Annotated in this window: 12 protein-coding genes; 9 read left to right on the top strand and 3 right to left on the bottom strand. The window is 70.3% G+C overall.

What is annotated here, in order from left to right:
- Nucleotides 1-130: 130 nt before the first annotated feature.
- The 3 genes from priA (at nucleotide 131) to def (ending at nucleotide 9,731) form a co-directional block, all read left to right on the top strand.
- Nucleotides 131-2,524 (top strand): replication restart helicase PriA, encoded by a 2,394-nt coding sequence (gene priA, locus G4D83_RS29730; protein WP_163868226.1) that lies wholly within the window; start codon nucleotides 131-133, stop codon nucleotides 2,522-2,524.
- Between the two features lie 15 nt (nucleotides 2,525-2,539).
- On the top strand, nucleotides 2,540-9,109 hold the full coding sequence (locus tag G4D83_RS29725) for a hypothetical protein (protein ID WP_163868225.1): 6,570 nt from the start codon (nucleotides 2,540-2,542) through the stop codon (nucleotides 9,107-9,109).
- Between the two features lie 88 nt (nucleotides 9,110-9,197).
- Nucleotides 9,198-9,731 (top strand): peptide deformylase, encoded by a 534-nt coding sequence (gene def, locus G4D83_RS29720; protein WP_163868224.1) that lies wholly within the window; start codon nucleotides 9,198-9,200, stop codon nucleotides 9,729-9,731.
- Here def and nth read toward each other — a convergent pair.
- Entirely contained in the window at nucleotides 9,685-10,407 is a 723-nt protein-coding gene (nth, locus tag G4D83_RS29715; RefSeq protein WP_240356736.1) for an endonuclease III, read from the bottom strand. The two genes, def and nth, sit on opposite strands and share 47 nt — an antisense overlap.
- Nucleotides 10,408-10,455: 48 nt before the next feature.
- On the opposite strand from nth, the gene ltaE reads away from it, so the two are divergent.
- Both ltaE and G4D83_RS29705 read left to right on the top strand, forming a co-directional pair.
- Nucleotides 10,456-11,481: a low-specificity L-threonine aldolase gene (gene ltaE, locus G4D83_RS29710; RefSeq protein WP_163868223.1), complete on the top strand. Its 1,026-nt coding sequence runs from the start codon at nucleotides 10,456-10,458 to the stop codon at nucleotides 11,479-11,481.
- Nucleotides 11,482-11,837: 356 nt separating this feature from the next.
- Nucleotides 11,838-12,746 carry a M23 family metallopeptidase gene (locus G4D83_RS29705; RefSeq protein WP_420826663.1) on the top strand — a complete coding sequence of 303 codons (909 nt, stop codon included), beginning with the start codon at nucleotides 11,838-11,840 and terminating at the stop codon, nucleotides 12,744-12,746.
- A gap of 121 nt (nucleotides 12,747-12,867) precedes the next feature.
- Here G4D83_RS29705 and G4D83_RS29700 read toward each other — a convergent pair whose 3' ends face one another.
- Nucleotides 12,868-13,137, bottom strand: a complete 270-nt coding sequence (locus G4D83_RS29700) for an HU family DNA-binding protein (protein WP_002635502.1) — start codon at nucleotides 13,135-13,137, stop codon at nucleotides 12,868-12,870.
- Between the two features lie 495 nt (nucleotides 13,138-13,632).
- On the opposite strand from G4D83_RS29700, the gene G4D83_RS29695 reads away from it, so the two are divergent.
- The gene (locus G4D83_RS29695) at nucleotides 13,633-15,006 is read left to right on the top strand and encodes a right-handed parallel beta-helix repeat-containing protein (protein WP_240356735.1); all 1,374 of its coding nucleotides are present in this window, start codon (nucleotides 13,633-13,635) and stop codon (nucleotides 15,004-15,006) included.
- Here the strand turns inward: G4D83_RS29695 and G4D83_RS29690 are convergent, their stop codons facing one another.
- Nucleotides 15,007-16,131, bottom strand: coding sequence for an alpha/beta fold hydrolase (locus tag G4D83_RS29690; RefSeq protein WP_163868220.1), 1,125 nt, complete (start codon nucleotides 16,129-16,131; stop codon nucleotides 15,007-15,009).
- 119 nt (nucleotides 16,132-16,250) lie between these two features.
- Between G4D83_RS29690 and pssA the strand changes: the two genes are divergently transcribed.
- The 3 genes from pssA (at nucleotide 16,251) to G4D83_RS29675 (ending at nucleotide 20,047) form a co-directional block, all read left to right on the top strand.
- Nucleotides 16,251-17,114, top strand: a complete 864-nt coding sequence (gene pssA / locus G4D83_RS29685) for a CDP-diacylglycerol--serine O-phosphatidyltransferase (protein ID WP_163868219.1) — start codon at nucleotides 16,251-16,253, stop codon at nucleotides 17,112-17,114.
- Between the two features lie 204 nt (nucleotides 17,115-17,318).
- A complete protein-coding gene (locus G4D83_RS29680) occupies nucleotides 17,319-18,584 on the top strand; it encodes a CinA family nicotinamide mononucleotide deamidase-related protein (RefSeq protein ID WP_163868218.1) in 1,266 nt (421 codons plus the stop codon).
- Complete coding sequence (locus tag G4D83_RS29675) at nucleotides 18,581-20,047, top strand: hypothetical protein (RefSeq protein WP_163868217.1); 1,467 nt, start codon at nucleotides 18,581-18,583, stop codon at nucleotides 20,045-20,047. Before G4D83_RS29680 ends, G4D83_RS29675 begins: the two co-directional genes overlap by 4 nt.
- Nucleotides 20,048-20,052 lie beyond the last annotated feature (5 nt).

The following is a 20,052-nucleotide window of genomic DNA, read 5'->3' as shown; positions in this document are numbered from 1 at the left end:
GGGAGGGTGGATGCGCGCGCGGCATGTGTCAGGACGTGGACCGGAGGGCGGGGCCATGTCAGACAGCCCTGGCACTGTGGTTGCCGGTGGCAGGACGGACGGGGCAGGGGCGGTGGTTGAAGGGAGTGCCATGGAACAGCGACCCTTGTGGGACGAGCCGACCCAGAGCGTGGAGGACGCACCCTCCACCACGGGTTCCATGGAGGTGCGCACCTCGGGTGCGAGGCGCCGCCGGGAACTGTCCCCGCCGCAACAGGCCGCTACAGTGGCGCCCGCAGTGAGCGAGAGTCCTCCCGTCCTGGCGTCCGTCGCCGTGGCCCGCCCCGTCCGGGGTGAGTTCACCTACTCCGTGCCGGAGGCCCTCCTGGGCCACCTGGCGCCGGGGCAGCGCGTGCTGGTGCCCTTCGGCCGAGGCACCGCGCTGGGCTTCTACCTGGGGCCCGCCAACAAGCCGCTCGGAGAGAAGGTCCGGCTCAAGCCCATCCAGCGCGTGCTGGAGGACTCGCCCTCCCTGCCCAAGGACCTCATCGCCCTGTTGCGCTTCGCGGCCGAGCACTACCGCTATCCGCTGGGCGAGGTCATCCGAGGCGCCCTGCCTCCCGGGCTGTCGAAGCCCCTGGACGAGAAGGAAGCGAAGCCGGACGTGCAGCAGTTCGCGGTGGCGCTGGTGAGCGAGGTGCCTCCGGCGCTCGCTCGCGCGCATGCGCAGTCCGCGGTGCTCGCGTATCTGCTGGCCGTGGGAGGCAGTGCTCCGCTGGAGGAGGTGAGCCACGCCATCCCCGGCGCGCGTGAGCTCTTGAAGAACCTGGCCAAGAAGGGGCTGGTCCGCGTCGAGGAGAAGAAGCTGGAGGCGGGAGTGAAGGAGGGCCTGATTCAAGGCCGTCCGGACCGCCTCACGTCGGAGCAGGACGCTGCGGGCATCGAGCTGCGCGCGGCGCTGGACACCGGGGTGTTCCAGCCGTTCCTGCTCCACGGCGTCACGGGCAGCGGGAAGACGGAGGTGTACCTGCGCGCCGCGGAGCATGCGCTGTCGCTGGGCAAGGGCAGCCTCATCCTCGTGCCGGAAATCGCGCTGACGCCGCAACTGGTGGGGCGCTTCCGCAGCCGCTTCGGCGCGGAGGTCGCCGTGCTGCACTCGGGGCTGAAAGACAGGGAGCGGCTGTTCCACTGGCAGGCGCTGCGTCGGGGCGAGGTGAAGATTGCCGTCGGCGTGCGCTCGGCGGTGTTCGCCCCGGTGGAGAACCTGGGGCTCATCGTCGTGGACGAGGAGCATGACCCCTCGTTCAAGCAGGACGACAGCCTGCGCTACCAGGCGCGCGACCTCGCGGTGGTGCGCGGCAAGCAGGCCGGGGCGGTGGTGGTGTTGGGCTCGGCCACGCCGGCGCTGGAGACGCTGGAGAACGTGAAGCGCGGGCGCTACCGGCTCCTGGAGCTCAAGCGTCGGGTGGATGACCGGCCCATGCCCACCATCGAGCTGGTGGACCTGCGTCAAGAGCGGCCTCGCGAGGGCATGGTGACGGAGGAGGCGCCCATCCTGAGTCCGCCGCTCCTGGTGGCCATGGAGGAGACGCTGGCGCGCGGGCAGCAGGTCATCCTCTTCCTCAACCGTCGCGGGCACAGCACGGTGCTCCTGTGCGAGGTGTGTGGGCTGTCGCTCAAGTGCAGCGCGTGCGACGTGTGCCTGACGCACCACCGCTCCCAGAACCGGGTGGTGTGCCACTACTGTGGGCTGGCGATGCCGGTGCCGGACCGGTGCCTGGAGTGCACGGGCCCCCTGCTGAAATTGGGCATCGGCACGGAGCGGGTGGAGGCGGAGGTCCTGGAGCGCATCCCCACGGCGCGGGTGGCGCGGTTGGACAGGGACTCGGCGACGAGCGCGGAGCGGCTGACGGAGATGTTGGCGTCGTTCGCCCGTCGGGAGCTGGACGTGCTGGTGGGCACGCAGATGGTGGCCAAGGGGCACGACTTCCCGGGCGTGACGCTGGTGTGTGTCGTCATGGCGGACACATCCCTGGCGATTCCCGACTTTCGAGCCTCCGAGCGGACCTTCCACCTGTTGACCCAGGTGTCCGGGCGCGCGGGGCGAGGCAAGGACCCGGGGCGGGTGCTGGTGCAGACCTACAACCCGGACGCGGAGCCGGTGAAGCGGGTGCTGGCCCACGACTTCGATGGGTTCGCCCATCAGGAACTGGAGTGGCGCAGGGCGCTGGCGTATCCGCCCTTCGCGAGGATGGCGTCCATCCGGCTGGAGGGGGAGCACCCGGAGCAGACGGCGAGCGTGGCCCGGCACCTGGGGAACCTCGTGTCCAAGAACATGCCCCCGGCGTCGGCGGGGGTGCGGCTGTTGGGGCCGGCCCTGGCGCCCATCTCCAGAATCCGGGGCAAGACGCGCTGGCAGTTGCTCTTGAAGGGGCCGACGCATGTGGCGCTTGCCCCACTGCTCGCCAGGGTGGAGGCGGCCCTGGTGGACGTTCCGTCCGCGGTGAAGGTCGTGATCGACGTGGATCCGGGGGCCATGCTGTAGACTCGGTGCCCCCCCATGGGCGCACCGGTCCTCCTCGTCCACGACGACATCGCCACCATCGCCGCAGTGCGGCGTCTGCTCACCCGTGACGGCCACGAGGTCATCCTCGCCACCTCCGCCGCGGATGCGCTCATTGCCTACGGGCATCACCTGCCGGCGCTCATCGTGCTGGCCCCTGGCGTGGAGAGTGGCCGGGGTCGGCTGGTGCTGGAGGAATTGCTCCAGCATCCGGACGGGAAGGCGGCCCGGGTGTTGCTGCTGGGCGAGGCCATCGCGGGGTTCAGTGCGCCGGTGGCGCCGCTGCCACTGGATGGGACGAGCTTCGTGGCGCAGGTGGACTCGCTCATCCGCGCGCCGTCGGAGGCGGACGCGTGGCATGTGCTGGAGAACCGGAGCCTGCCGGGAGTCCGAGGGGAAGGGGCGGGAGGCGGGGAGGGCGAGGAGGCCTGGCAGGTGACGGGGCCTGGGGCGGTGGGTGGGGACCCGACGCTGGCGAATGCGTTGTTCGGGGACCTGGCGCCGTTGCACCAGACGGACTGGGAACTGGCGGCGATGACGCGCGAGGAGCGGTCGGCGCGTGCCGAGGAGCAGGCGCATCGCTCGACGCTCGACGTGAGGGCGACGCTGGAGCAGGCGAACCAGGAGGTGGAGGCCGCGGCGATGGCGTCCATCCACTCCGCGCGAGGAGGCGAGGACTGGGGCGCGGCCGTGGCGGGAGGCGAGGGCGAGGCCTTCGATGGGGGCGCGCTGTCAGCGGGCGAGATGTTCAGGGCGGAGGGGGATGCGGCGGGCGTTGACGGTGGGGTGGCCCCAGGAGGGTACGAGGCAGGCGCTTCCGCTGGCGGGTATGACGCGGGTGCTGACGAGGAGTACGCGTCGAGCGCGCCTGTGGACGGTCATGACGCGGGTGCCGCCACCGAAGGGTACGCGTCCAGCGCCAACGCTGGAGTTGTCGCTGAAGGGGATGAAGCCAGCACGGGTGCCGCCACGGAAGGGTACGAGTCCGGCGCTTACGCTGGAGTCGAGGGGTATGCGGCTCCTGCTGACGATGGAATCGCGGCGGGCGGGTATGACGCCAGCACCTACGGTGGAGCAGGCGTCGAGGGGTACGCGTCGGGTGCGGAGGGCTACGCAGCCGACCCTCACGAGGGCGCCGACACCGGGTACGACGCCAGCGCGCCGGATGGAACCGCCACTGAGGACTCCGCAGCCAGCGCCTACGGTGGCGAAGGGTATGACGCAGGCGCGTACGCCGAGGGTGCTGCAACTGGCTACGATTCCTCGGACCCCGCGACAGAGGCCGCGCACTACGGTGCGGAAGGCTACGACGCGGGCATGGCGGGTGGCCCGGATGTCGACGGCTCCGCGACGGATGCGCTGGATGAAGCGGCGATGGACGCGGCGTACGGGACCGATGACCCGACGATGGCGTGGGGCCGCTCCGAGAGTGCCTCGCGCGAAGTCGCGACGTCCCCTGGGCTCGCGGGATGGGGCGGACAGTCCGCACAGGCGAGTGGTGCGACCTCCGGGAGCCTGGACGATGCGTTCTCCGAGGGTTTCGCGAGCGCGGTGACAGGTGAAGTGAGTCCGGGAGGTGCGAGTGGTCCGGCCACGGTCCTGTATGGCGTGAGTGCTTCGGAGGATGGGGCGCCGACGGACTGGACTGGGGCTCCGTCGGAGGGGGAAGGTGATGTCGAGCCCTCGCCGCCAGTAGGGAGCCTCGCCTGGACGGAGGAGCCCGTTTCCGAGCCGGTTTCACGGCCCACGGCGGTGCCACCGCGGCTTGGGGATGCGGGGTTCTTCGACGTCGACACTCCGGTGACCCCACAGGGGGATGCGCTCTCCGCGGCGGAAGCGGAGCTGGCCGCCATGCGTGATGGGGGCGCAAGGCCCGCCGCGCCGCTCGAGGCGTCTCCGTGGACGGAGTTGCCACCAGACCCCGAGGTCGAGAACTCCCTGCGGGGGGGCTCGGCAGATGATGCGCGGTCGACTGAAGCGACCGGTGCCGAGGAGTCGGCCAGCATCGAGTCCACTTCCAGCGATTCGTCAGAAGAAGAAAGCCTGCCTGCCTCGCCCTGGGACGTGCTGGAGGCGGAGCTTCAGGCCAAGGTTCGGCGGGAAGACTCCGACGGGCCGCCGACGGAGCCGCCCGCGAGCAGTGTTGGCGCTGACTGGTTCGACTCGGAGCCAGGTGGTGCCGAGGCCGCGGCGAACACGGCGGCAACGAATGCTCCCGTGGACTCCTCCGCGAGCGATGCGGTGGCGAGCGCGCACCCCGTGCAAGCTCAAGTGGAGGTCACCAACGAAGCGACGGACTGGTCTGACGCGGAGCCCGGCGCCGAAGCAACGAGCGCGGAGGCCGCGCCGAGCGAGCTCAACGCTGAGCCAGCCACCAGGGCAGCCAGCGACGACGAGACGGCGGACTGGTCCGGTGCGCGGCCTGGCACCGGAGAAGCGTCGCTCGCGAACGAGGCGACGGACTGGTCTGGTGCGGAGCCTGGCACCGAAGCGTCGAGCGCGGACGAGACGACGGATTGGTCCGGTGCTGCTCCGGGGGCCGAAGCGTCGAGCGCGGACGAGACGACGGATTGGTCCGGTGCTGCTCCAGGGGCCGAAGTGTCGAGCGCGAACGATGAGACGGACTGGTCCGGCGCGGAGCCCGCGGCAGAGGTCTCTCGTGCGGAAACGGACTGGTCCGGAACGGAGCCAGGGGCCGAAGCGTCGAGCGCGAACGACGAGACGGACTGGTCCGGAACGGAGCCAGGCACCGAGCCGCCGGGTCCGGACGTAGCTGGAGGCTGGTTCGACTCGGAAACTGGTGACGTCCAGTCGCCAGCCGCCATCGCCGATGCGACGTCGACGGCCGCGGAGGCGCACCCACGCACTGTCGCAACCGCCCCCGGGCCCAGCGGCATCACGACGCCCACGGCCGATGCCTCGGTAGGGTGGTTCGACTCAGAGTCGGAAGGGCCCGCGCCAGTCGAGCCCTCGCCTGGCGCCGTGTGGTTCGACTCGAACACGGACACCGCTTCGTCTGAGGCCGCCCCGGGAACCCAGCACGTAACGGAACCAGGGGCCGAACACGGGGCCTCGTTCGACGAACAGACGTCGACGCTCGCGACGAACGCTCGACTGGAAGAGTTCGAGCAACAGCTCGAGGAGGCCCACGAGCGTGTCCGTTCTCTGAGGGCCGCGCTGGAGCAGGAGACCGCGCTCCATCAGGACGCCGAGCGGCGAATCGAGGAGTCGCGCGAGCTGAGCGAGTCGCTGCGAGGAATCCTGGACCGCGAAGCGGCCCTGCGCGTGGAGGCCGAGGCCGCACGCGACCGGAGCGGAGAGCAGCTCCAGTCGCTTCAGGCGCGGGTCGACGCGTTGGAAGAGGAGCACTCGCGAGAGGCCACGCTGCGCGCGGAGTCGGAGCAGCAACTCGAGGAGGCGCGAGCGAGAGAAGCCGAGCTCGCGACGTCCCAGGCACGGGAAGAGCGCCAGCGGCGAGAGCTCGAAGCCGAGCTGGAGCTGTCGAAGCAGCGAGAGTCCGAACTGGACGTTCGAAGTGGCTCGGAGTCGGAGTCCCTCCGCGCGGAGCTGACGAAGCTCCAGGGGCGACTCGAAGAGGCGGAGTCCCGTGCACGGTCGGAAGCCCATGCGCGAGCCACGGTGGACGCCGCCGCGAAGGCGGCCCTGGGGCGCATCGAGTCGCGCGAGCAGGACTTCATCGAACTGCGCGGTCTGCTGGAGGCCGCGGCGTCTGAGGCCCGCGAACTCGCGCGGCTGAGGGCGGAAGACGTCGCGCGAGCGGAGGCGAAGATAAAAGAAGCGCTCCTCGCGAGGGACGACGCCCAGGAGCGTGGCGACCAGGAATCCCTGGCGCGAGCCGACGCTGAGTCGCGTCTCGTGGAACTGGAGGAGAAGCTCCAGGAGACGGAGACGCGTGAGGCGGCGGCGGCACAGGCGCTGAGGGAAATCGAGATTCGGCTCGAGTCCGAGGCCGCGGGGCGGGTCGACGCCGAGGCCCGGGCCGAGGCGGAAGCGCAGTCGCAGCGGAGCCTGGAAGCGCGAGTGAAGGCGGCGGAGGTGGCGCTGGTCGAAGCAGAAGCCCGCGCCGGCGCCGAGGCCCTGGCGCGAGCGGAATCCGAGACGCGCGCGGCGACCGCGGACGCGGAGCGAATCGAAGCGGAGACGCACGCGAAGAAGGAGTCGCGTGCGCGAGCGGAGGCGGAGGCCCAGGCGGAGCTGGAGTCCCGCGCGCGGCTCGAAGCCGAGGCGCGTGCGGAGGCGGAGATTCGCGCCCGCGAGGAGTTGGAGGCCCAGACCGAGGTGGAGGTCCACGCGCTCGCGGAAATGGAGTCCCGTTCCTCGGCCGAGGCGAAGGAGCGACTCGACCAGGAGGCCAAGGCCCGAGCCCAGGCGGAAGCCCGAGCGGCGTCCGAGGCGAAGCAGCGTGCGGAGGCAGAGGCTCGCGCGGAGATAGAGACCCAGAACCGGGAGGAGGCCGAAGCCCGAGCGGAGTCCGAAGCGAAGCTCCGAGCGGAAGCCGAAGCCCGAGCGGAGTCCGAAGCGGAGCAGCGCGAAGAAGCCGAAGCCCGAGCGGAGTCCGAAGCGAAGCAGCGCGAAGAAGCCGAGGCCCGAGCCGAGTCCGAAGCAAAGCTGCGCGAAGCGGCCGAAGCCCGAGCCGAATCCGAGGCGAAGCGGCGCGAAGCGGCCGAGGCGGAGCAGCGCACGGAGTTCGAGTCCCGAGCGGAGTTCGAGGCGAAGCAGCGCGAGGAGGCCAAGGCCCGAGCCGCGGCCGAGGCCCGACAGCGTGCGGAGTCCGAGGCGCAAGCCGAGCTGGAAGCAGGGCAGCGCGCCGAAGTAGAGGCCCGAGCGGAGTCCGAGGCAAAGCAGCGCGAGGAGGCCGAAGCCCGAGCGGAGACGGAAGCCCGCCTGCGCGAGGAGGCCGAAGCCCGAGCGGAGACGGAAGCCCGTCTGCGCGAGGAGGCCGAGGCGAGAGCGGAGTCCGACGCGAAGCAGCGCGTCGTCGCGGAGACCCGAGCGGAGTCGGAGTCGAGGCAGCGCGCGGAAGCGGAGTCCCGAGCCGCCGCGGAAGCCGAGGTCCGAGCGGAGGCCGAGCTCCGAGCCCAGAAGGCGGCCCAGGCGCTGACCGAAGCGGAAGCGCGCGCCAAGACGGAGGGCCGTCACCGCACCGCGCTGGAAGTCCGCCTGGACGCCGAAGCGCGCCAGCGAGCCGCCATCGAGGCCCGCATCGACGAACAGACCCAGGCGCGAACCGACGCGCAACTGGAGTCCGCCCGCATCGCCGAGCAGCTCGCGCAGCTCCAGTCCCGCCTCCAACAAGTGGAACAGGAGCTGGCCCAGGTCCGCACCGAACGCGAGGAAGCGCGCCAGTCCCTGGAGGCGCTGCACGCGGAGAAGGCGAGACTGGAAGCGGACTCGGCGGAGGAGCGAGCCCGGTCCGAGCGCGAGCGCCTGGCACTGGAGGAGCGAGGCCACCGAGAGGCCGAGGAGGCCGCGGCGCAGGCCCGTGCGGCGCTGCTCCCCCTGGAAGCCCCTCCGGGCCGTCCCGAGCTCGCCGTATCCCGCAGCGGCAGCGTCACCCAGGAGGGCCTGTCCCGACTGGTGCTGCGACTCTGCGAGGCGCGCATGGAGGTGCGCCTGGAGTTGAAGGTGATGAACGCGCTGCGCGTGCTGTGGCTGCGCGACGGCTCACTGGTGGGGGCCGTGTCCTCCGCGTCCGGAGAGTCCCTCATCGACCGGGCCCGCGCGGACGGCCTCATCGACGCGCGTCAGGAGAGCGAGCTGCGGCTGGTGCGCAGCGCCACCACCGGAGCGTTGCTCGACGCGCTCCGAGGACGAGGCTACCTGCGCGAGTCGGAGGCCGTGCCGCTGGTGCAGCGTTACACGGAGCAGGTCTTCCTCGATGCCCTGGCCGAGCCGTCGACCCTGTACCGGCTGGTCCAGGAGCCCGCGCCGCACGAAGTGGCGCTCGCCGCGGCCACGCGTCCCCCGCTGTTCCTGCTGGCGGAGGCCCTGCGCAACACGCTGACGGCCGAGTCGCTGCTGGCCTCCGCGGGTGGCCTCCGAGCCCGTGTCGCCCGAGGCGACCTGCACCTCGCGCCCGATGACTTCGGCCTGCCGCCGAGAGATCTCCAACTGCTCTCCCAGGTGGACGGCGAGCACACGGTGGAGGCGTTGCTCCTGGGCGCGGGGGTGCCGCAGGACTCGGCCCTGAAGGCGCTCTCGGTGGCGCGGACGCTCGGGCTCATCGTCTTGCACCCGGCGGACGCGGACGACTCCGGGGAGCTGCCGCCCGAGCTGGACGTCCGTCGGCTGGAAGCGAAGTTCGAGGAGATTCAGGACGCGGACTACTTCACCGTGCTGGGGCTGGCGCGCACGGCGGGCAGTGAGGAGGTCAAGCGGGCATTCGAGCTGCTCGCCGCCGAGTTCCACCCGCTGCGTTTCGCGGGCCATCCGGACCCGGCGCTCCAGCACCGCGCGCAGCAGATTCGAGGAGTCCTGTCCGAGGCGGCCCAGGCCCTGGGGGATGACCGGCTGCGCTCCGAGTACGCACGCAGCCTGCTCGACTGACAGGGGGTGGACGTCCCGTGCGCCGGGGTGGGGGAGGGCTGCCCGCACGGGGTTGCCCGTGCGCGCGGGGGGAGTTAAGAGGGCCTCCATGGTTCGTGAGATCCTCATCTGGCCCGACCCCATCCTGAAGCAGAAGGCCAAGCCCGTGACGAAGGTGGACGACTCCACCCGCGCGCTGGTCAAGGACATGTTCGAGACGATGTACGCCGCCGACGGCGTGGGACTCGCGGCGCCGCAGGTTGGCGTGCTCCAGCGCGTCATCGTCCTGGACACCACGCCGCGTCAGCCCGAGTCCAAGCCCCTGGCGATGATCAACCCGGAGCTCATCGCGCTCGAGGGTGAGACCACCTACAACGAAGGCTGCCTCTCGCTCCCCGGTGAGTCCGAGGACGTGGACCGCGCCGCCGTCGTCACGGTGAAGTACCTGGACGTGGACGGTCAGGAGCAGACGCTGCGCTGTGACGAGCTGCTCGCCATCGCCGTGCAGCACGAGACGGACCACCTGAACGGCACTGTCTTCGTGGACCACGTCTCCACGCTGAAGCGCGAGTTCATCCGCAAGCGGATGAAGAAGCTCAAGGCTTCGCGCGAGAGCGAGCTGAACCCGTCGGCTTCTCGGTAGTCGCTCGGGCCACGCCCTTCTTGGGGCACAGTTCGGCCACGACGCAGCGCTGGCATTCTGGTGAGCGGGCGAAGCACGTCCGCCTCCCATGCCACACCAGGAACTGGTGGCCCTTTGTCCACCAGGGGGTGGGCAGCACGGCCCGCATGTCGGTCTCCACCTTGTCCGGGTCCTCGTGCGTGGTGAAGCCGAGCCGGTACGCGAGCCGCTTGACGTGGGTGTCCACGGGGAAGGCATCGTCGCCGCCCAGGTGGATGCACACGACGCCCGCCGTCTTGCGGCCCACGCCGGGCAGCTCCGCGAGCGTGTCGCGACGGAGGGGCACCTGGCCGCCATGTTCCTCCACGAGGATTTTCGCCGCCGCGACGATGTTCTTCGCCTTGGCGCGGTACAGACCGCAGGTGCGGATGAACGGCTCCACGTCGGTGGGTTGCACCTGCGCGAAGGCGTGTGCGCTGGGGAAGCGTTGGAATAGGGCGGGGGTGACCATGTTGACCCGCTTGTCGGTGCACTGGGCGGAGAGCATCACCGCCACGAGCAGCTCCAGGGGGGAGTGGAAATCCAGCTCGATGTGGGCATCGGGCATGGAGGCTTCCAGTCGCTCCATCACCTTCACCGCGCGCTCACGCTTCGTCGCCGCTGTCTCACGTCCGGGCACGCGGCCGTTGTATGTCACCCCTGTCGTGCACCCAAGTCCTGGCTGTCGCCACCCTGCGGGAGAACCATGAAGCCCATCGACTTTCGTTCCGACACCGTCACCAAGCCCACGGCCGGCATGCGCCGGGCCATCGCGGAAGCGGAGGTGGGAGACGACGTGTACGGAGAGGACCCCACGGTGTTGCGCCTGGAGGCGCGCGTGGCGGAGCGGCTCGGGCTGGAGGCGGCGCTCTTCGTCCCCTCGGGCACGCAGGCCAACCAGGTGGCCATTGGCGCGCACTGCCGGGCGGGGGACGAGGTGCTGACCGAGGCGGGCAGCCACATCCTGCATTACGAGGGCGGCGCGGTGCCGGCGTTGTGGGGCGTGCAGCCGCAGCCGCTGCCAGGCGAGCGGGGCCTGCTGAATCCGGAGGACGTGGCGGCGGCGGTGCGTGAGGACAACATGCACAACCCGCGCACCCGGCTGCTGTCGTTGGAGAACACGCACAACCGGGGCGGCGGCTCGGTGTGGCCGGTGGAGCGTTTCCGCGCGGTGGTGGACGTCGCTCGCAAGGCGGGGTTGGCGGTGCACCTGGATGGCGCGCGGTTGTTCAACGCGGAGGTGGCGGCGGGGGTGCCTGCGTCGACGTGGGCACGGCTGACGGACACGACGTCGGTGTGTTTCTCGAAGGGGTTGGGGGCGCCGGTGGGTTCGGCGCTGGCGGGCCGCGCGGACCTCATCAAGGAGGCGCGTCGGCTGCGCAAGCGGTTGGGTGGAGGCATGCGGCAGGCGGGCATCCTGGCGGCGGCGGCGCTGTACGCGCTGGACCACCACGTGGAGCGGCTCGCGGAGGACCACGCGAATGCGCGCCGGCTCGCGGCGGCGCTGGCCGAGGTGCCGGGAGTGAAGGTGGACGCGGCGCGAGTCGAGACGAACATGGTGTTCGCGGAGTTCGACCGCCCGGCCATGGAGATGGTGACGCTGCTGGGAGGGCACGGCGTGCTGACGAACCCGGCGGGAGGACCGCGCACGGTGAGGTTGGTCACGCACCTGGACCTGTCGGCGGCGGACATCGACGAGTCGGTGGCGCGCATCCGGCGGGCCCTGGCGTAGACAGTCGGAGGCTCACCTCGTGTGAGGGCGGTGTCCGCCGAGCCGCCCTCGCGCACGGGTGTCAATGGTCCGCGCCAGAGCCCGGTCTCTCCACGCGAACACATGGGCATGTTTGCCGCGCCCCGCGCCGAAGCGCGCGGGACGAAGAAGTCTTCTCGGATGGCGGTGCCTCAGGTCCGCGCCTGAGTCGCGCCCCGGGAGGTTGCTCGCCCGCTCCCGCTCCGGGCGAAGCCGTGGCCGCCAGGCGAGGGAAGCCACCGAGCGGGGCGTGGTAGGCTCGCCGGGCCGTGCGTCGACTCCCCCTCCTCGCCCTCGTCAGCGTCTGTGCCTGCTCCACCTCCCGGTTGGAGCAGAAGATGAGCTTCGATGAGGTCTACAGCACCGCGGAGCGTCCTCCTGCCGAGGCCTCCTCGCCCGCCGTCCCAGAGAGCACCTCCGATGCGCCCCGAGGCCGTGTGCGCCTGGCCGCGCCCGAGCCCTCCATGGAGCTGCAAGATGCCCTGGCCTCTTTCAAGGAGCGGGCCCGCGCGAACCGCCGGAAGGTGTCGAGGGGCGGGCCCATGCCATTGGGACAGGTGGAGAGCTGGGAGTCGATGAACGGCATGCTGGATGCCTTCCTGGAGCGCGCCTTGGAGCGCACGGACTCCCGCGATGTGGAGCGAGCCCGAGGCGTCCTGGAGGCCGAACTGGAGCAGGACGGCCGGACCTATGGCGACATGCCCGGAGCCCTGGCGGAGGCCGTGGTGTTGCGAGTGGGCCGGCTCGCCGTCCGCATGGCGGAGCTGAGGCGCCTGGAGCACCCGGAGGAGGTCAACGGGCTGCCCCGACTGGCCTGGCCGGTGGATCCGGTGACCATCACCAGCGTCTTCGGCCAGCGCTGGCACCCCATCCTGGGCGAGCAGCGGCGACACCTGGGCGTGGACCTGGCGGCGAAGCAGGGCCAGGTTGTCTACACGGCGACGAAGGGCGTGGTGTTGCGTGCGGGCTGGAACGGCGACCACGGCCTCCAGGTGGAGGTGCAGCACGATGGGCGCTGGGTGACGCGCTACAGCCACCTGTCACGGGTGCTGGTGGAGCCGGGGGAAATCCTGGAGCAGGGCCACGCGGTGGGGCTGGCCGGAGAGACGGGACTGGCCACGGGCGTGCATCTCCACTTCGAGCTGTGGCGGGACGGAGAGGTGATGGACCCCCTGGACGCGCTCGGCGACGAGGGTGACGAGCATCTGAAGGCGCCGCCCATGGCGCGGGGTGGTGCGGGCTCGTGAGGTGAGCAAGCCCGCAACGCATCAGGGGCGCCACCGGCTGAGGTAGCGCCCCTGAGGGGAGTGCCCGGTCCATCGCGAGTCCCTGGGACGCCACGGCATGAACCGGGGTGGCGTCAGCGACTTACAGCGAGTTCTTCAGCTCCTTGGCCGGACGGAAGCCAATGGTCTTCGAGGCCTTCAGCTTCATCATCTCGTTCGTCTGCGGGTTGCGAATCTTGCGCGCCTTGCGGGAGCGCACCGACCAGGTTCCGAAGCCCGGGTAGCTGAATCGCGCGTCCTTCTTCACCGCCTTGCCGATGTTGGTGAAGACGATGTCGAGGATCTGCGCCGCCGACTTCTTGGTGAGACGTGTCTGCGCCGCCACCACCTCGACGAGCTCTGCCTTGGTCATTACGCCCCTCCGTCCTGCGTTGTCTGGCCTTGATTGCGCGTAAGCCAACCGGTGGTAACAAATCGCTCTTTTCCCTGTCAATGCTGACCGCGTTCCGAGGCCGGAAAATCGGCCTCCGGACGAAAAGTTGGCTCGATGAAACACCGGGCGTAGACAGAGGGAGAAATCCGCGCCCGAGACACCGACACACCGTGTGGAATCATCACGGCGAAAACAATTGGGTTGATCGCGATTGGAAGAAAGTCTTTGGGATTTCGATCACTTGGCGTGTGTTGCTGATCGCGCATGGGCCGGGGTGGGCGGGAATGGACTAGGGTTTCCGCCTGCGTGCGCTTCCGAACGTTTCCAACGTTGATGATCCTGCTGCTGGGCGGCTGCCGGGGCCCGGGGCCCTCTGGTGCCGCGAGTTCCCCCCAGGGTCGGGGGGGGATCCGCGCCGAGGTATGGGTGGACGCGGCGTGGTGGCGGCCGGGGGACGGAGCTCGCGAGCGGCCCTTGAGGTCCTTGGCGGAGGCGCTGGCCCGGCCGGGGCCGCTGACGGTGCACCTGGCGGCGGGGGAGTACCGAGGGCCCTTTACACTGCCAGCGGACGTCCGGTTGGAGGGCGAGGGACCCGCCACGGTCCTCCTGGTGGAAGGGCCCGAGGGCACGGTCCTGCGGGCCGCCGGACCTACAGGTGGGTCACCCGGGAACCCAGGGGTGGACGGAGTGCTCCTTCGGAACCTGGAGGTCAGGGGAGGAACCTGGGGCCTGGAGGTGGCGGGGAGTGTGCGGGTCTCCGTGGAGAAGGTGGGCTTCAGCGGCCAGCGCCAGGGCGCGGTGCGGGTCAACTCCGGAAGGTTCGAGGCCGTGGACGCGCGCTTCGAGGCCTCCGTTTCCGAGACCGTGGGAGTCCTGCTCGAGGCGCCCGAAGACGCGCCATCCCCATCACCGCCCAGAAGCACCTGGCTGCGAGGAACGTCCTTCACGGGGCCGTTTCGTCGAGCGGTACGACTCCGAGGCGCCGAGTCCCAGGCCCTGCTCGAGGACCTGCGCTTCTCGGGTCCGGTGACAGCGGTGGGGATGGATGGGGGGCACGCGGAGGTTCGCCGCGCCGGAGCGGAAGGGGGCCGAGGCGCGGCGTTCTCGGTGGTGGAAGGCAATCTGGTGATGCGGGACGTGCGAGTGCTGGGGCACGAGCTCGCGGTCTCCGCGATGCGTGCGCGGCTCGAAGTCCATGGCCTGCTCTCCGTGGGCGCGGAGCGGGCGGGACTGGGCGTGGTCGCTTCGCGAGGTGTCCTGCTGGAGGACATCGTGGTGCGCGGCAGTGGCAGCCACGGCGCGCTTCAGCTCACGACCTCGGACGTGGACGTGCGGCGACTCCATGTGGAGGGCGCCGCCGAGTACGGCGTGGTGGCGGTCGGCGGAAGCTTGAGGCTCAGGGATGCAACCGTGGTGGGCGTGCGCTCGGCGGACGGAGTCACGGGCGACGGGCTGCACCTGCGTCAGGTTCGCGCGGACGTGGAGGGCGTGGTGATTCGACACACCACGGGGGTCTGTGTCCTCGCGGCGCAGAACGCGCGAGTGCTCCTGCGAGATGCGGAGCTGGAGCGTTGCGGACAGGCGGCGCTGATGGTGGACACGCTCGCGACGCTGGATGCCACGGGAGTGGAAGCGCGAGACAGCGGGGAGACGGTATTGGCCGCGATGGGCGAAGGCGACCTGCGAGTGGACGCGCTCCACGCTCGGGGAAGCCGACAGGGCTTGCTCTGGGCCGAGTGCACGGGAGTCACCCGGGTGCGCCTGGGCCGCATCCGCGCGGAGGACAGGCGAGGCGAAGAGGCCGCGTGCGTGGAGCGATTCGCCGAGCCGGGCCCCGCTCCGCGCTGACTACGGAGGAGGTGGAGGCGCGGGGGCTGCGGACTCCAGGGGCGTCGCGTGCTTCTCCAGCCACTCACGGATGATGGGATAGACCTCCTTTGGCGCACCGCTGCCGAACACGAGGTCGCCGTGCCCGTAGTCCAGCGCATCGCCCCGGTCCTTGCCGAACACGTGCAGCGTGCGGTCCTCGGCGGTGACGAGGGCGAACTGGCTCTCCACATTCTCCGCGGTGGCCAGCCGGTCCGCGCTCCCGCCCATGACGAGGATGGGGAGCTGGAGGCGGGAGATGCCGGCGCGCCAGTCGCGGGTGCGGTCGAACGAGCGGAACGCATCGTGCTCAATCCAGTCCTGGAACTGGAGCAGCACCTTGCGACTCATCGACGACATCATGTTCGCGTAGACCTGCCGCTGGATGCGCGGAGGGATGTGCTGGGGGTTCACCACGAGGTCCGACAGCGGGAGTGTCACGTACCCGAGGAACGGCGCCAGGCTGGCGCTCATCCACTCCTGCCGGAAGCGTGCGGGCCACGCCGCGCGGACACCCAGTGAGATGAGCGTGCGCAGGAAGGGCTCCGACTTGAAGTGCACGGGCGCGCCGAGCGTGAGCAGTCCCGCCAGCTTCGCTCCTTCAGGACCCTGCGCCAGGCCATACCCCACCAGCCCTCCCAGTGAATGGCCAAGCCAGAAGGCCCGCTTCGCCCCCGTCTCCTTCAGGGCCAGCTCCAGCAGTGCGGGGCCGTCCTGGAGGATGTGGTCATCGATGGTGAAGTCCGTGTACCGACGTCCCCGGGGGGGCATGCGCGAGTGCCCCGTGCCTCGCCACTCGACGCTGAAGCAGTCGAAGCCCGCCTCGGCCAGGTAGTGGGCGACGGAATAGGGAGGCTCGAAGTCGAACGTGTACCGGTTGGCGGCCAGTCCATGGCACAGCAGCACCGGCTCCTCGAAGCGCCTCACGGGCGCGCGCCGGGCATGGACCGCCAGCTCCCACCCATCCGCGCACCTCGCCTTGAAGGCCTGGGGCAGCGGAGTCTTGAGCCGGTACCACCGTCGGACCAGCGCCACCCACAGGACATTGCCCAGAACGACGATGAGGCTGGCGACCAGCACCCACACGACCCACCGCCAGTCTCCCATCTTGTCCTCCTTGCCGACCCCTTGGTCTGACGGTGCCTCGAATAAAACCCTGCTAAGGTTCGTTCACCCGCCGTCCTGTTGCCAGGAACTCACGGGCATCAGAGGAATTCGAGGGAGCGATGAAGTTACGGAAATTGATGTTCGTGCTGCCGAACCTCTTCACTGTCACGTCCATCTTCTGTGGCTTCTATGCCATCACGCTGTGCACGGGTGAAGCAGGGCCTGTCCAGCTGTATCAGGCCGCACTGGCCATCTTCTTCGCGATGTTCTTCGACGGGGTCGACGGTCGCGTTGCCCGGTTGACGAAGACGCAGAGCGACTTCGGTGTGCAGCTCGACAGTCTCGCGGACGTCGTCTCGTTCGGAGCGGCTCCGGCGCTGTTGGTCTACAAGTGGGCGTTGGCGCCGCTGGGCTTCGCGGGGCTGTTCATCTCGTTCGCGTTCGCCGCCTGTGGCGCGCTGCGGTTGGCGCGCTTCAACGTGCTGGCGGCGCGCAATCCCCACGGCGGTGGTGGGCGCTTCTTCGTGGGTCTGCCGATTCCGCTGGCCGCGGGCATGCTCGTCTCGGTCATCATCTCCCACCACGCGGCCTCGCGAGGCGCGCCGCTGCATGAGGCGGCCTACGTCCCCGTGGCGGTGGCGGTGGTCGGTCTCTCGCTGCTGATGGTGTCGACGGTGCGCTACCGCACCTTCAAGGACACCCACCCCAGCCGGAAGAGCGCGGCCGTGTTCACGCTGATGGTGGTGGGCGGCGTGGCCATCGCGACGCAGTACCATCCCGCGTGGCTGCTCGTGGCCTTCTGTGGTGCGTACCTCGCGCTCGGGTTGGTGGAGTCCGCGGTGCAGGTGCGCACGCATCTGGCGGCGCGCAAGGTGGCGGCTGGCTCCGCCGCCGTGGCGACCGTCATCGACGACGAGGATGACGACGAAGAGGCCGAGGACGACGGCACCGGCCCTGGCAACGACGGGCCCGCCTTCCTCTGACCGATGCGAGAGGGGCTGAACCGGCTCCTCCGCCCCTCTGCCCACCTCGCGTCTTCGCGTGAGCCGTGCTCTTCCTGACGGAAGGGGCGCCAGGCCCAGGCAGCGGGGAGACTGTCGTTCGGCCGGGGCCCTGGCGGGTGAGCGAGCCACGGAGGCGCTTCCGTCCGTGCCGTGGCCGGCGGCTGCCGCTAGGATGCGCGGCCCATGCGCGTCGAGCTGCTGTGCACTGGTGACGAGCTGGTCACCGGCCTCATCACGGATACGAACAGCACCTGGCTGGAAGCCCGGCTCTTCGACCTGGGCATCAAGGTGGAGCGGGTGGTGTTGGTGGGCGACGTCCGTCCCGACATCACCCAGGCGTTGCTGGAGGCGTCGTCCCGGGCCGAAGTGGTGGTGGTCTCCGGCGGTCTGGGGCCCACGGCGGACGACTTCACCCTGGAGTGCGCCGCCGCCGCCGCGGGCGTACCGCTCGAGGAAGACGCGAGGGTGCTCGGGTGGCTGCAAGAGCGCTACGCGGCTCGCGGCCTCCCTATCAACCCGAGCGCTCTGCGCATGGCCCGCATCCCCCGGGGCTCCGAGCCGGTGCGCAACCCGGCGGGCTCCGCGCCGCTCGTCGTCCTCACCCTGGGGCGCTGTCGCCTGTTCTTCCTGCCCGGTGTGCCACGCGAGTACCGTGCCCTGCTGGAGGGCGAGGTCCTGCCGCGCATCCAGGCGGAGCTGGAGGCGAGCCCCGGCCGCGTGTTCCGTTCCTTCCGCCTGCTGCGCACGGTGGGGCTTCCCGAGTCGGAGCTGGACCTCGCCGTCGCGCCCCTGGCTCCGAGCCATCCCCGGGTGGTGTTCGGCTTCCGCACGCACGCCCCGGAGAACCACCTCAAGTTGATGGCGGAGGCCCCCTCGCAGGCCGAGGCCGACGCGGCGCTGGCGGCCGCCGAGGTCGAGTGCCGACGGGTGCTGGGCGCGCGAGTCTTCGGCGCGGATGCGGAGGAGTATGCGCCGGTGCTGCTGGGCATGTTGGGCCGGGCGGGTGCCACGCTGGCGACGGCGGAGAGCTGCACGGGGGGCCTCATCGCCCAGCGGCTCACGGCGGTGGCGGGAGCCAGCACCGTCTTCGTCGGGGGCGCGGTGGTCTATTCGGAGAAGATGAAGTCCGCATGGGTGGGGGTTCCACCCGAGGTGCTCGAGCGTCATTCCGCCGTGTCCTCCCAGACGGCCATCGCGATGGCCGAAGGAGTGCGTGCCGCCTGTGGCACCACGTATGGCCTGTCGGTGACGGGGTATGCGGGGCCCGGAGGAGGAACCGCCGAGGACCCGGTGGGCACGGTGTACTGCGCGCTCGCGGGCCCGGACCTGGCGACGCGGTGTGAGCGCATGTCCTTTTCCGGAGACCGAGAGCGCGTGCGCCTCTTCGCTGCCTCCCACACGCTGGAGATGCTGCGGCAGCACCTGCTGTCCGCCGCCGCCCACCCATGAGCCGCTCCAAGTCCAAGCGCCCCGAGCCCTCCACTCCCGAGCCCGGCGTCACGGCTCCAGTCCCCGAGGTGTCGGTCACCCCCGCTGCCGAGTCGCCTCCGGAGTCCAACGCCCCGCCCACTCCGAACGCGCCCGCGCGGCAGGTGAGCGCGCCCGGCGCCATCCTTCGCGTGTGGTTCGCCGCCTACCGCGTGGAGGTGTTGCTGTTCGTGGTGGCCTTCCTGGTGCTCTCGAGCTTCAGCTCCCAGCGCTTCCTGCGACAGAGCGCGGCGCCGCACTTCATCTATCAGGCCCAGTCGTGGTTGGAGGGGCGGCTGGACGTGGACCCCCAGGTGCTTCCCAACCTGGAGGACTGGGCCTGTGTGCGTCGGGTCGGTGGCGAGAAGGTCCGTTGTGAGGGCCGGCCTCTTCCGGATGACCGCTGGTTCGTGAGCTTCCCGTCCTTCCCCGCAGTGGCGATGCTGCCCTTCGTCGCGCTGCACGGCTACCAGTTCAACGACACGTCGTTCGGCGTCATCGTCGGCGCGTTGGCGGTGGCGCTCTTCTATTCGCTGCTGCGCTTCCTGGCGAAGGAGGGCGAGACGGCGCGCACCCGCGATGAGAACGTCGTGCTCGCGCTCACGCTCGCCTTCGGCACGTTGTTCTTCTACTGCGCCATTCGGGGCGAGGTGTGGTTCAGCGCCGAGGTCATGGGCGTGGCCCTCACCTGCCTCTACGTGCGCAACGCCCTGCGCGCCCACCGGCCCGTGCTGGCTGGGGTGTTCTTCTCCATGGCGACGCTCACGCGCACGCCGCTGTTCTTCGCGGGTCTCTTCTTCGTGCTGGAGGCGCTGTGTCCGGGCCCGGAGCCGCGCCTGGAGCAGCTCAAGGCCCTGGGACTTAATTGGAAGCCCGCGGCGCGGAAGCTCGGCTTGTTCGCGCTGGGTGCCGCGCCCCTGGGGCTGCTGGCCGCTGGCTACAACGTGTATCGCTTCGGCCGGTTGAGCGAGTTTGGCCACGCCTTCCTCTTCAACAACCGCGTCAACGTGGACATCGACCGGTGGGGCCTCTTCCACTGGCAATACCTGGGCCGCAACCTGGAGGCCGCCTTCCTCAAGTGGCCGTCGCTGTCGCTGACGCCGCTCAAGCTCGGCTATGACCCGCGAGGGCTCACGCTGTTGCTGACGTTGCCGCTGCTCGTCTTCCTGCTGATTCCGAAGCTGAAGCCCCGGCTGCACTGGCCGCTGTGGCTCACCGTGGCCGTGTGCGCGCTGCCGGGGCTCTTCTACCAGAACACCGGTTACATGCAGTTCGGCTTCCGTTTCAGCCTGGACTACACGCCCTATCTGTTGCTGCTCTTCGCCATTGGCGGCTGGTCCCTGCGTCAGCGCGTGGTGCTGGGCACGGTGGCGCTGGGCGTGCTGGTGAACTTCTGGGGCGCCGTGGCCTTCCGGGGCTACACGGAGCTTGTCCGGAACTGGTAGGCCAT

This window comes from Myxococcus eversor (assembly GCF_010894455.1).
In the GTDB taxonomy this organism is placed as follows: Bacteria; Myxococcota; Myxococcia; order Myxococcales; family Myxococcaceae; genus Myxococcus; species Myxococcus eversor.
This window is presented reverse-complemented; position numbering and strand designations above follow the sequence as displayed.

Bases quoted from the DNA above. Each gene is read 5' to 3' on its own strand.
- G4D83_RS29725 (WP_163868225.1), top strand. From the start codon at position 2,540: ATGGGCGCACCGGTCCTCCTCGTCCACGACGACATCGCCACCATCGCC.
- G4D83_RS29675 (WP_163868217.1), top strand. From the start codon at position 18,581: ATGAGCCGCTCCAAGTCCAAGCGCCCCGAGCCCTCCACTCCCGAGCCC.
- pssA (WP_163868219.1), top strand. From the start codon at position 16,251: ATGAAGTTACGGAAATTGATGTTCGTGCTGCCGAACCTCTTCACTGTC.
- G4D83_RS29680 (WP_163868218.1), top strand. From the start codon at position 17,319: ATGCGCGTCGAGCTGCTGTGCACTGGTGACGAGCTGGTCACCGGCCTC.
- G4D83_RS29700 (WP_002635502.1), bottom strand. From the start codon at position 13,137: ATGACCAAGGCAGAGCTCGTCGAGGTGGTGGCGGCGCAGACACGTCTC.
- priA (WP_163868226.1), top strand. From the start codon at position 131: ATGGAACAGCGACCCTTGTGGGACGAGCCGACCCAGAGCGTGGAGGAC.
- ltaE (WP_163868223.1), top strand. From the start codon at position 10,456: ATGAAGCCCATCGACTTTCGTTCCGACACCGTCACCAAGCCCACGGCC.
- def (WP_163868224.1), top strand. From the start codon at position 9,198: ATGGTTCGTGAGATCCTCATCTGGCCCGACCCCATCCTGAAGCAGAAG.
- G4D83_RS29705 (WP_420826663.1), top strand. From the start codon at position 11,838: ATGAGCTTCGATGAGGTCTACAGCACCGCGGAGCGTCCTCCTGCCGAG.
- G4D83_RS29690 (WP_163868220.1), bottom strand. From the start codon at position 16,131: ATGGGAGACTGGCGGTGGGTCGTGTGGGTGCTGGTCGCCAGCCTCATC.